Below are 11,010 nucleotides of genomic sequence, written 5' to 3'. Positions count from 1 at the left end.
TATTTCCATTTTTTTACCGTCAAACTTTTTAAGAGAATCTATTATTTCAGATTTAGTTTTTTGAGTTTTTATGAGTTTATTTATGTCAAGTTTATAAATATTCATTCGAATTGGTTACAACGGTCTAGTGTATGAAACGTAGCGTATAAATAGACACTAACTTTTCAGATTAACACAGAGCCGAATTTTTATATTTTGTTTTTAATTTTTCTATTCTAAAAGCCAAATTTAAAAATTTGACGGTCTTCGTGAATAATCAATTAACATATGATATAACACTTATTAGCTATGTTTTATACATTGTGTTGTGCTTTAGTGTTTTTTCGTTTTTTTATTTTCCAAATTACATGTGTCGTAATTCCAGCTATTGTTCCGAAAATCCAAAATCCGATTGTTATTCCGAGTATTGGCATTCCACAATTAATTCCGTCAGTTCTTGGTTCTGGGTAAAACAATTTTGGAAAAACAAAAAAGTAACAGATTAGTAAAACTAATAGAATTATAAAATTCGGAAGTTTAGGTCTGTATTTATTATTCAAATAATAGAATCCAAATTGAATTAAAGAAATTCCGATGATAAAAAGTAAAATCATTTAATTCAGCTTTTGTTCGTGTAAAATCCTTTCTCTTTAGTTTCCAAATTTTCTATTATTAATTCTTTTCCATAACAGAAAATCACTTTTGCTTTTCCTTGATTCGTTTCAATTATTCCATTGTCAATTTGAAAAGAGTTTTTTGCTAACCAATCTCCAATATGATTTCCTTCTGTATATTTCCAATCTTGTTTTTCAATGAAAGAAGGTGAGTTTAAGTATAAGCCTAAAACAACAGTAGCAGTTCCGGTTATCAAACTTAATATTTTTAAAATCCGCTTTTTCATTTTTTAGAAATATTTCTTTTTAGTATGTCATTCAGCATTAAGCACAACGTTAAGTGTAAAATGCGTTTTAATGCATTTTACACCGTGTTATCGTTTTTTTTATTATTTGGCGTGAATGGTTAGTTCGGTTTTCAACAGAAATGGTACACCTGTGTTAAAATCATTATCCCAATAAACATCAACATTTCCTGACCACATAACTTCAATTTTTCCATTTTTAAGCTTACCAAACTTTAATTTATTGTTTGTTGTTGCACAATGGTTAAACACATATATTATTCCGATTTCAGAATGTTTATATGATGGGTCATCTGCATCTTTCCAATTATATGAAGTTCCTTGTAACTCTTCCCATGTCGAAATATTAAACTCAAGACCTTGATGAATTATATTTGGTTGCCAAATTTCATTATCGATATCGCGCTCTTCGGTTTCGACCTCAAGATAACATTCAAGTTGACCACCCTTGAAGACTCCTTTGATGTATGCTTTGGTGATTTTAAATTCTCTGTCTTTAAGTTTGAACACATCTATATTCATTTCTTGATAATTTAAATTTGAAGATATTGATTCACTCTTTGAGTGTGGTTGAATTAATGATTTAGTATTAACAGTTGTCATTTTACTTTTTTCATTTTTAACCGTCAAAAAAAGTGATAAGCTAATAATAATTATATTAAGAAATTGCATAAGGCAAAGTTTTCATCAAGTTGGTATTCTATACGCGAAAATGTGTCAAATGAACGATAACGGTTAGTATAAGAAACGTAGGGCAGGTGATAAGCGATACGTTTCGGTTTGTTACTAAGCCAAATATAAATATTTTGCTTTTATCATTTTTTGTAAATGCCAAATTTTATATTTGGCGACTTTGAAAGTAAACACAGACCATTTGATTAAGCCCGAAAGCCCTATGTTTTTTTATACATTGTTAGCCTTTGTTATTTTCCGCAACAAATTTCACTTTCCGCTTATTCACAGTATTATAAAAGTCAGCCGATATTATTTTGTCATTTTGGAATTTTAAAACTCGTTCAAAGTTAGATTCAAAATGATAGTAACTATAAATATCGTAGGCTGTGATTTTAAGAAATTTTAGCTCCGAAAGTTTAGTCAGTTCAATATTTATTAGCGAACCTTGAATGAAAGTTTCGACAATTGGATTATCAATCTTTTTAAATCTATTTTTAGGTATTTTTACTGTTCCGCTATCAAAATCACTGTAAAAATACTCTTCTTTAAATTTAATGTGTCCAGATGAGGGATTTTGTTTTTTGTCAATGAACTTAACAATTAATGTGTCAGTTTTTTTAGTTTGATCATATATCTTAACAATTCGATTTTCTTTCTTAATATCTTTTTCAGAATCGCCAAAACTTAAAAACAACTTCCCTTTATTAATTTTGTAAGTTCCTTTTCCATACCACAATTGTCCGTCATCTGTTTTGAATTTATGCTCGAAAGTTTTTGATTTAGGATACAGAAAATACTTATTACTAAACATTGAAGAGTTTTGCTGTGAAAAAACTAAAGTATCTTGAGCAGATAATCGCATTATCATCAGCAAAAAAAACAATAATACAAATGGTTTTTCCATAATAAAGGCTAACGCCAAATATATGAATCGGAGCAAGGCAAGCAAGCCTAAACCAATTGATCTATCTGCACATTTTTATTTCTTGTTAATTTATAAAAATCTAGCGCCACAGCAAAAAAGAAATGACCTTTCGATCCGGCACTAAACTTTGCTCTGATTTCATATATAATGTTGTAGAGCGTTTTTATTCGCGTTGTTCTTCGTGTTCACGAGCTAATTCCACAAGCATATTTTCAAAATCCGCATATTGGAATTCAAATTCGTCATAGACCTCGTGATCCCAAAGTACAATTTGGTAATTATTATTTAGACATTCAGTTGTCGTGTCAAAACATAACAATCCCCAATCACTCCAACTCGCAAATGGAATATGTCCAGTTTCGATTAAATCTTCTGCTGGGTAACCGTCAAAAATCATCTCCATTATTTTAGCTCTCCAAGTATTGATCGGATGAGCACAGAATGAACATTCGCCTATGTATAAATCATAGAAATGTTTGTGTTTAAGAAACTGCTTATAACTCTCAGGTAGCTTATGTCCAATTTCTTTTTCCAATTCCACCAATTCTATGTCTGTAACTGTACTTGGAATGGGAAACCAATTATTCCATTCTTGTTTTTTGTCCGAATCTTTTTCCGCCATTTCAGGCTCAATTCTTATCGGTAACGAATTTATTTCCAACGAAACTATTTCGTCAAGATATTTGTCAATTATTTTTTTCAAATTTTTATTTTCAATGCTCTACAACGCTGCCTGTATGAATCGGGGCTTGCAAAATAGCCTTGATCAATTGATCCAGCCGCGCTTGTTTTTGATTTCTTTTTTACAAACCTATTAAAAATTAGCGCCACCGCAAACACAAAACTACCTTTCGAAAAATCATAATTGCCCTGATTTCATACAGCTTGTTATGGGGCGTACCACTTTTACAAGCCAGAATCTTGCAAATATACCGCAGTAAAGTGATATCTGTTTGCGCCACGATTCCTCAATAATTGTTTTCCTACAGCGATCACTTTGCTGCCTTTGGATCAGTTATTTGCCAAACCAGAAAATCACTAGCTTTAATTCCGTTAACTTTTCGTGATTTACCCTAAAAAAGCGATTTTCTTATCCGTTTTGCTCCGAAACACTCCGTTTTCGTGGTTTTTTCATCGCTTTTTTACTTCGGATCGGTCACAGAACATTGCAAAAATAGACTGTCCAAAATTCCGTTGAAAGTTCAGATTGCGTTTTGTTTTTCAGAGCTAGAGTATGCCCCCTAACGTCTCGTATAAGAAACGTAGGGCGGGTGATAAGCGATACGTTTCGGATTGGTACTAAGCCAAATATAAATATTTTGCTTTTATCATTTTTCTCGTAAATGCCAAATTTTATATTAGGCGACTTTACAAATAAACACAGACTCTTCGATTAAGCTCAAAAGCCCTATGTTTTCTTATACATTGTTACCAACTGTTATTTTATTTCATTTTTCCTAAAAATATAGTTTTTTAGTAACTCAATTAAAAAATGGTACGTTAATTGAATCAGATAATGTGTTGAATAATTTTGTATCTTTGCAATCCTTTTTGTATTTTAGATACAATAATAACTATTGTTATGTTAGAAAAAGAGTTTGAATATTATCTGAAAAATCAAGATGAATTATTAAAAAAATTCAATGATAGATTTATTGTTTTAAAAAACAATGAAATTTTAGGTGATTATTCTTCTGAAATAGAAGCCTTATCAGAAACAAGAAAGTCTCACGAAGTTGGAACGTTTTTAATCCAACATTGCACTCCAGGGACCAATTCTTATACAGAAACATATCATTCAAGAGTTGTTTTGAATGGCTAAATTTCAAGCCTTTACCGCAAAAGCCAATGGTCGTGTAAACCAGTTGAAAACCCAATGTGGTGTGTCAGATGCTGTTTTAGACTCCAATGTTACCGTTAATCAATATGAAGCCATTTGGGATACTGGTGCTACAGGAACTGTAATAACCTCTAAAGTGGCTAAAGAACTTGGTTTAAAGCCTACTGGTTTAGTGACATCTAATCATGCAGGGGGTTCATCTCAAGTCCCAACGTATTTGGTCAATATATATTTACCAAACGGTATAAAAGTTCAAGGAGTTCGAGTTATAGAAGCCGTTCTTTCAGGAAATACTGAAATTTTAATTGGGATGGATATTATTTCTCTTGGTGACTTTGCTCTAACTAATGTGAATGGTGAATCTTGTTTTTCTTTCCGAATCCCATCTATCAAGCAAATTGATTATGTTAAGGAAGACAAAAAGCCTAGTTGGATGAAACCTTCAAAAGGTTACAAAGGAGGAAAAAAGAAAAGAAAATAATTTTCGTTACTCTTATTTAGGTAATCCTCCACAAATCGGTTAACAAATAACAAATTCCCCGTAAATAAACACAATTCAGTCAGTAGTAGAAAGTACATTGACATTGTTGGTAACGGTAAATATAACAAACGTTGCTGACCCGAAGGGCAGCTATGTTTTGTTATATAGTGTTATCTACTTTTTTTATTATTTCAGCTCGAATTACACTTGATCTATTCATTGCATTTTGAGCATCTCTCATAGTTCGGTATTTACGAATACGAGTAAACTCAATATCTCCATAGAATCTATTTGTTATGCGAACTACAATTTCTTTTTTAGAAGTTTTTCGTCTTCTAAGATTTTTAATCTCTTCAAATTCTGATAAACCTTTGCCAGTTTTTCTCCAACGTTTATTCCCGACTCTTTTCAGATATGGCCTTAGATGCTTTGACCATTCACCACTTCGGAAGTTCCCTTTATGATATGTTTTATTCAGGTTGTTCATTTCAAGTATTTCATAAATTCAATTCCTCCGATTCTTTATCCTTCTTTTTTATGTAGATGAGTCCGTCCACGTAATCATTTTCCACTTTCCATCAATTTTTTCGAACTCAAAATCATTATGAATTCCATTGTCTATTCCACGAAGTTCAACTTTTGCTTTAGAATCATTGAGTATTATTTGTTGAGTATATGCGTCATATTCTTTGTTTTTAATTGATTTGTCGTAGGTGAGGTCAATTATTCTGTAGTCCTTAAGTTCAATTATTCTGGGTTCCAAATCTGACATCTCACCGTTCATTTCCATTATTTTTAAAGGAAAATCTATTCGGCTTATTTGAAAGGCAGAATCTTTATTAAAAAACCTAAAGAATGTTTTAAATTCAACATCCACATCATTCGGAATTTTTATTTTTTCCTCAACTTTTTCAACAACTTTTGGCTCCGGTTCCGATTCAGACTCCGTTTTCACTTCTTGTTTACAGCTAATTATTGCTAAAACTATTAATAAGTATGTTGTAAATGATAATATTTTCATTTGGTCTTATTGTAGATAACGGTAAATATAACAAACGTTGTTGACCCGAAGGGCTGCAATGTTTTGTTATATAGTGTTGTAGTGCGTTTATATTTAAGTCTTATTTCCTTTCAAATCATAAATGTCATACGGTTCATTTTCATTCAAAGTATGAGAACTAGTTTTTTGAGCATATATCTTCTCTTCCCTTAACTGAATTATATCGTACTCTAATGGGACTACTAATTTATTATTGATATCAATAACACCAAATTTACCACCCATTATATAGGTGTTTTCACCATCTCCGTCTTTATCATAATAATTAATAACTTCACTGTCCATACTAACTTCCAATAATTTGGAAGAAATAAATTCAATCCAACTATACTTTTTTGGAATAATCACATTGTTATTTATATCTACAATACCAAGGTAATTACCTTTCCAAGAACTAATAACGTATAAACAAGATGTAAAAGAGCCACTTTCATAGTCAGACCACCAATTGTAAGATTCTTCAGTGTTATTATATGAAAATAGTTCTCCTTCTAGTTCAAACCAATTTAAATGATTGTCTCTTAAGGCAGGTGCTTTAAATACTTTGTAATAGTTTAAGTTATTACTTCTCTCTAAATAATTATATTCTGAAGGTATTTGATATTCTCCTTGAGCATTTATTAGACCCCATAAATCAATAATTTCATTTTCATATTCTGTTTGATTTTTTTTTACAACTCTCGTGTAAGATGAGATTTCTTCTTCTTTAGTATAATCATTGTCATCTATGAAAGTATTACATTCAAGATTTTTTACAACATCAATATTATTCAATTGAAAAAGATAAATTTTATCATCTTTTGAAGCCAATATTGTTTGTTCTTTTTCAAAGACTATTAAGTCTCTATATTTTTTAGGTAAAATTTGATTGTTATAATTGTCTATTAAGCCTGTTGTTTCATTATATGAACTGCCATTAGTATAAAAGGAAGATGAAAAAATCTTACTATAATTCTTGTCGATTAGTTCTGTTTTAATTTCAATTTTATTGTTTTCTTTGGATAAATTATAATTGATACCAATTTCAGGTAAAAACCATTTTTCATATTCTCCACGTATTTCAAAAATCAAGTTTCCTAAAATATCAAAGAAGTATTTCTTGTAATAAGTTGTATTATCAAAATCGTCATTCCTCTTTTCTTTATCTTTAATTAATCCACAAAAGACATTATGCCTTGTGTAGTAGTGGATATTATCGAATAAGGGTTCTATTAAAAATGAATTGTTTGAAACAATTACACCAAATTTCATAAAACGTGCTCTAAAAATATCTGACGTCTGTCCTGTGATTAGTTTTATCATAGGCTCATAAAGATATCTAGTCGGGTTTATTTCAAATGTAGATTTAGTGTCTTCGCAATAACAACTATATCCACCATCATAGCTTTGTCTTCTATGATCCGTAGTTAATACTACTTTTCTGAGTTCAAAGGAACCTTTTTGACTCCTAAATTTTATAAATTCTTGGAACCTGATATTTAAACATTTTTCAAATAAAGGATAATACGTAATTTGGTTATTGTCTTTCTTAATCGCTCTGAAAGAATCTCCCAAGATATCAAGACGGATTTTGTTCTTATTTTTTGGTTCGATACTTAGTTTGTCAAACTGCTTAGCTACTTTAACCCAGTAATTAATTTTATTGTCTAAATATTTTTCTAGTTCGAGACTATGTTCTAACTCATCAAATGAATAAGGATAAAACTCTTTTAAGACGTTATGAATGAATTTTAATTTGGTTTTAATAGAATCAGAATTGTTTTCAGTTTTGGCTAATTCCATTTCTTTAGAATTTCCAGAAACGCTTTTATCTTTTTTTCTTTTTCCAAATATTTTTTTAAGTATTCTCATTAGTTAAAATGCATTACAACATTGCGTGTATGAATCGTTGTGGCGAAGCCACTATGATTTATACACCTTGTTAGCATTTCGTTTTTATTTTTTCTTTCCAGTTATTCGATCTAATGCGAACGATTCCCATCCACCAGGAGGATCCCATTCACCACTTCCCATTATTTCCGTTTCCGTAATTTGTGAGATTACAACACCATCAATTCCAAGATTATCGGCTTTCCATTTTTCTATTCCTTGGAAATTTAGATTTATCAGTTCAGAATCAGTTGCTACAAAAATTTCTCCATTATCGACTTTGAAAGAGCCAAAGTATCCGTCAAATAAAAGATTCACTTTAATTTCTTTCTTATTCAAGTCAAAGATTGAGAATCTATTTCCATATCCGATTATTACTATTCCGTTCACAACATCACTCTGTTTAAAAGTTGGGCTATAATCTGATTCAACTTTCAGGTTAATAAGAGGTTCAAATGTAGAAGCATTTTTTATTCGCACAAATTCACAATCAGTTTGTGAATGTGGATTGATTTCAAACAAGTCCTTTATTTCAACTTCTAATATTGGTTCGGGTTTTATTTCAATTATATATTCCACTTATTCTTCCAATGAATGCTAACGTTAAATGTAAAACGCGTTTTAATGCGTTTTTACATGGTGTTAGCAGATGTTATTTCCATATTTGATACCACTTTTTATCACTTTTTAATTGAATTTTATTTAGATCATTTTTTCTAATCCAATTTAAATCAATTTTAAACTCTGCAAGTCTGTGTTTCAAATTTGATAATATATAATCTTTTTCAACAGGAAAACGATCTGCAATTTTTTTATAATGAATAAGTAATTTCTTATTTTTTATCCCTGAAAGAGCTTGTAATGATGAGTGAATAACTTTATTAGAATCATCATTTAGTCCAATAATGAAAGTCTCCAAATAGTCTTTTTTGTTACTCAACTGACCAAGAGAATACACTGCTGTTGATCTAATATCTTTGTCAGCATTTTTAATAAACCCTTTGATAAGATAACCATAATCAAAATTACATTCTTGAAGTAAATATGTACAAAATCGAAACGTTTCAGAATTAGTAATTTGGTCAATGCGGCTGGTAATATATTCTTTCCAAATCGCACTGTTTGCTTTATCGTACCAAAAAATGTATTGGAATACTGTTAAGAGATCATCTTTACCTTGATTAGTTAAATGTTCTTTCCAATTTTTATGTTTGTGTTTTACTAATATTTGAAGTAATAGCCTAGAGTTTTCTTTAGAAGTATTGAGATAAAGTTTATCAATTGAGTCAAGAGTTAAAGAATTTAATGTTATCTTTTTTAGCAGTCCGTTGAGCGCATCTTCCTTGGCAACATCACTAGATCCATTTTTATATGCTTCTAGTAGTGTCTCTTCGGTTCCTCCCATTGTATACCCAAACCATGATGGTGATTCAACCAACAAATCCTCAGAAATAACTTCGTCTAACCATCTTTCATACCAATCAAGAAAATTATCCTCAAAAGTAAAATGTGGTTTTTGAAGATCGTGGTCTATATTTACTACTTTTCCTTTGTGTGCTCCATTAAGAATGATACCATGCAAATACGAACACCCTTGGGAACCAATTGGTAAAATACCACCAAATATTTTACCTAGTTCTTTTTCGTATTCGCTATCTGAAATATTATCATTCTCTATTTTTTCAATTACTTTCGACCAATCATCATTTGTCATTTTAGGGCGAAGTATTGACTCATTCTTAATATACTTTTCTGTATTTTCATGAATAAGTTCATCAACACCATCTCCTAATGGATAAATTCCGTAAAACGGCCCAGCTCCTGAATTAGCATATGATTTTCCTCCGTTTCCGATTTGCAATACAAATGATTTATAGCAATCAGGAAGGTCAATCGAATACTTTCTTTCAAAAGTATTTACTTCCTCAATACTAACGGGTTTATGGATATCGTATTTATGACTACCAGCGCCAAAAACTTTAAGGCCTTTGTCCACCTTAGCCGCTTCTAACAGCTTAGATTTTATACGTTCAATTTGAATGGAGTAGTCTTTCATTTCTAATATCTGCTAACAATTGTATAACACACGTATGTGTGTTATTTCTATTGTAAATCTAATGGATTTTTAACGCTTTGCAAATGATTTGTTGCCACATGTGTATAAATTTCGGTGGTTTTACTAGAATTATGTCCTAATAATATCTGGATATGTCGCAAATTAGTTCCATTCTCCAATAAATGAGTTGCAAAACTATGTCGTAAAGTATGTGGAGTAACCCTTTTTTTAATCCCTGCCAATAGTGCTGCCTTTTTGACTATTTTATCTACACTTGTTGTACTATACGATTTACCATTAGGAGCCTCGAACAAAAAAGTTTTTGGCCTCCATTCTTTATAATAATTTCGTAAATCCTTTAAGGCAGTCTCTGATAATAAAGTAAGTCGATCCTTATTACCTTTGGCTTGTTTAACAACTACCACCATTCGTTTGCTATCTATATCTGCTACTTTTAAACTCAAAAGCTCGCTCTTTCTTAGCCCAGAACTGTACAGCAAACTCAAAATGGATCGATGTTTGACATTGGTTGTACACTGCAACATTGTTACAATTTCTTCTTTAGATAAAATAACTGGAAGCTTCCTCTTTTTACGAGGTCTTTCAATACTATAAAACCGATTCGGCATTCCCAAAACAACTTCATAATAAAATTTAATACTGTTAATGGATTGATTAAGATAACTATCTGACTTTTTGAGATGTACCAATCCTTTTAAATAATCTCTAATATCCTCTTCTGTCAGATAATTAATAGACTTGTTGGGAAAAGCATTTATAAACCTTTCAAACATTGTTATATATACTCTACATGTATTTGCAGAATAACACTTTAATTCTAATTTTTCTAAAAAAACTTCTGGAATATATCGAACTCCATTTTTTGGTACTCTTCTTCTATAATTGTTTAATGAGGTAGTATCATGACACCTATCTTTCTTTTCTTTAAAAAAATGATTCCCATGAATCCAAGCAACCCCCTTTAAAAGTATTGAATATCCTATCCAAATTAGCCTTCGAATTAACAATATAGGCCATTTGATAGCGACTACTCCATTTTGGCTTGGGAAGTTCCTTGATTAAAGCCTGAATCACCTTATCAGGGTAAAACTGTAACCCAATCATTTTTTGATTGTTGATTAACAAATGCTTTAGTGTGATATGTTTGGTAAGATTCATGATACAAAAATGCTGTATTAAAAAATC

The 11,010-nt window shown here is 30.7% G+C and carries 13 protein-coding genes; 2 read left to right on the top strand and 11 right to left on the bottom strand.

The genetic code is table 11. The features are described from left to right. Positions 1 to 598: 598 nt before the first annotated feature. The 4 genes from ABW636_RS18480 to ABW636_RS18465 all read right to left on the bottom strand — a co-directional run bounded on the left by ABW636_RS18480 (position 599) and on the right by ABW636_RS18465 (position 3,201). The gene (locus ABW636_RS18480) at positions 599 to 880 is read right to left on the bottom strand and encodes a hypothetical protein (protein WP_367591554.1); all 282 of its coding nucleotides are present in this window, start codon (positions 878 to 880) and stop codon (positions 599 to 601) included. Between the two features lie 102 nt (positions 881 to 982). Then, on the bottom strand, positions 983 to 1,570 hold the full coding sequence (locus ABW636_RS18475; protein WP_367591553.1) for a hypothetical protein: 588 nt from the start codon (positions 1,568 to 1,570) through the stop codon (positions 983 to 985). 241 nt (positions 1,571 to 1,811) lie between these two features. Further along, positions 1,812 to 2,477: a hypothetical protein gene (locus ABW636_RS18470; protein ID WP_367591552.1), complete on the bottom strand. Its 666-nt coding sequence runs from the start codon at positions 2,475 to 2,477 to the stop codon at positions 1,812 to 1,814. Between the two features lie 184 nt (positions 2,478 to 2,661). After that, positions 2,662 to 3,201, bottom strand: coding sequence for an SMI1/KNR4 family protein (locus ABW636_RS18465; RefSeq protein WP_367591551.1), 540 nt, complete (start codon positions 3,199 to 3,201; stop codon positions 2,662 to 2,664). An 879-nt stretch (positions 3,202 to 4,080) separates the two neighbouring features. Here ABW636_RS18465 and ABW636_RS18460 point away from each other — a divergent pair. Both ABW636_RS18460 and ABW636_RS18455 read left to right on the top strand, forming a co-directional pair. After that, positions 4,081 to 4,320, top strand: coding sequence for a hypothetical protein (locus tag ABW636_RS18460; protein ID WP_367591550.1), 240 nt, complete (start codon positions 4,081 to 4,083; stop codon positions 4,318 to 4,320). Then, positions 4,313 to 4,819: a retropepsin-like aspartic protease gene (locus tag ABW636_RS18455; RefSeq protein ID WP_367591549.1), complete on the top strand. Its 507-nt coding sequence runs from the start codon at positions 4,313 to 4,315 to the stop codon at positions 4,817 to 4,819. Before ABW636_RS18460 ends, ABW636_RS18455 begins: the two co-directional genes overlap by 8 nt. A gap of 160 nt (positions 4,820 to 4,979) precedes the next feature. Here the strand turns inward: ABW636_RS18455 and ABW636_RS18450 are convergent, their stop codons facing one another. From ABW636_RS18450 to ABW636_RS18420, 7 genes are all read right to left on the bottom strand, one after another. Further along, positions 4,980 to 5,306, bottom strand: a complete 327-nt coding sequence (locus ABW636_RS18450) for a hypothetical protein (protein ID WP_367591548.1) — start codon at positions 5,304 to 5,306, stop codon at positions 4,980 to 4,982. 48 nt (positions 5,307 to 5,354) lie between these two features. Further along, positions 5,355 to 5,840 carry a hypothetical protein gene (locus tag ABW636_RS18445; RefSeq protein ID WP_367591547.1) on the bottom strand — a complete coding sequence of 162 codons (486 nt, stop codon included), beginning with the start codon at positions 5,838 to 5,840 and terminating at the stop codon, positions 5,355 to 5,357. A 93-nt stretch (positions 5,841 to 5,933) separates the two neighbouring features. Further along, the gene (locus tag ABW636_RS18440; RefSeq protein ID WP_367591546.1) at positions 5,934 to 7,730 is read right to left on the bottom strand and encodes a WG repeat-containing protein; all 1,797 of its coding nucleotides are present in this window, start codon (positions 7,728 to 7,730) and stop codon (positions 5,934 to 5,936) included. A gap of 84 nt (positions 7,731 to 7,814) precedes the next feature. Further along, on the bottom strand, positions 7,815 to 8,327 hold the full coding sequence (locus ABW636_RS18435; RefSeq protein ID WP_367591545.1) for a hypothetical protein: 513 nt from the start codon (positions 8,325 to 8,327) through the stop codon (positions 7,815 to 7,817). 73 nt (positions 8,328 to 8,400) lie between these two features. Beyond that, positions 8,401 to 9,804, bottom strand: a complete 1,404-nt coding sequence (locus ABW636_RS18430) for an SMI1/KNR4 family protein (protein ID WP_367591544.1) — start codon at positions 9,802 to 9,804, stop codon at positions 8,401 to 8,403. Positions 9,805 to 9,851: 47 nt separating this feature from the next. After that, the gene (gene xerA / locus ABW636_RS18425) at positions 9,852 to 10,832 is read right to left on the bottom strand and encodes a site-specific tyrosine recombinase/integron integrase (protein ID WP_367591543.1); all 981 of its coding nucleotides are present in this window, start codon (positions 10,830 to 10,832) and stop codon (positions 9,852 to 9,854) included. Further along, the gene (locus ABW636_RS18420; protein WP_367591556.1) at positions 10,750 to 10,983 is read right to left on the bottom strand and encodes a hypothetical protein; all 234 of its coding nucleotides are present in this window, start codon (positions 10,981 to 10,983) and stop codon (positions 10,750 to 10,752) included. Before ABW636_RS18420 ends, xerA begins: the two co-directional genes overlap by 83 nt. Positions 10,984 to 11,010: the final 27 nt, after the last annotated feature.

The organism is Aquimarina discodermiae, assembly GCF_040786235.1.
Classification (GTDB): domain Bacteria; phylum Bacteroidota; class Bacteroidia; order Flavobacteriales; family Flavobacteriaceae; genus Aquimarina.
Note: the sequence above shows the minus strand (reverse complement) of the source record. Positions and strands in the feature narration are given on the sequence as shown.

What these genes read in the sequence shown, in the direction of transcription:
- ABW636_RS18480 (WP_367591554.1), bottom strand. Translation starts at nt 880, where the DNA reads ATGAAAAAGCGGATTTTAAAAATATTAAGTTTGATAACCGGAACTGCT.
- ABW636_RS18445 (WP_367591547.1), bottom strand. Translation starts at nt 5,840, where the DNA reads ATGAAAATATTATCATTTACAACATACTTATTAATAGTTTTAGCAATA.
- ABW636_RS18420 (WP_367591556.1), bottom strand. Translation starts at nt 10,983, where the DNA reads ATGAATCTTACCAAACATATCACACTAAAGCATTTGTTAATCAACAAT.
- ABW636_RS18455 (WP_367591549.1), top strand. Translation starts at nt 4,313, where the DNA reads ATGGCTAAATTTCAAGCCTTTACCGCAAAAGCCAATGGTCGTGTAAAC.
- ABW636_RS18470 (WP_367591552.1), bottom strand. Translation starts at nt 2,477, where the DNA reads ATGGAAAAACCATTTGTATTATTGTTTTTTTTGCTGATGATAATGCGA.
- ABW636_RS18450 (WP_367591548.1), bottom strand. Translation starts at nt 5,306, where the DNA reads ATGAACAACCTGAATAAAACATATCATAAAGGGAACTTCCGAAGTGGT.
- ABW636_RS18440 (WP_367591546.1), bottom strand. Translation starts at nt 7,730, where the DNA reads ATGAGAATACTTAAAAAAATATTTGGAAAAAGAAAAAAAGATAAAAGC.
- ABW636_RS18475 (WP_367591553.1), bottom strand. Translation starts at nt 1,570, where the DNA reads ATGCAATTTCTTAATATAATTATTATTAGCTTATCACTTTTTTTGACG.
- ABW636_RS18430 (WP_367591544.1), bottom strand. Translation starts at nt 9,804, where the DNA reads ATGAAAGACTACTCCATTCAAATTGAACGTATAAAATCTAAGCTGTTA.
- ABW636_RS18460 (WP_367591550.1), top strand. Translation starts at nt 4,081, where the DNA reads ATGTTAGAAAAAGAGTTTGAATATTATCTGAAAAATCAAGATGAATTA.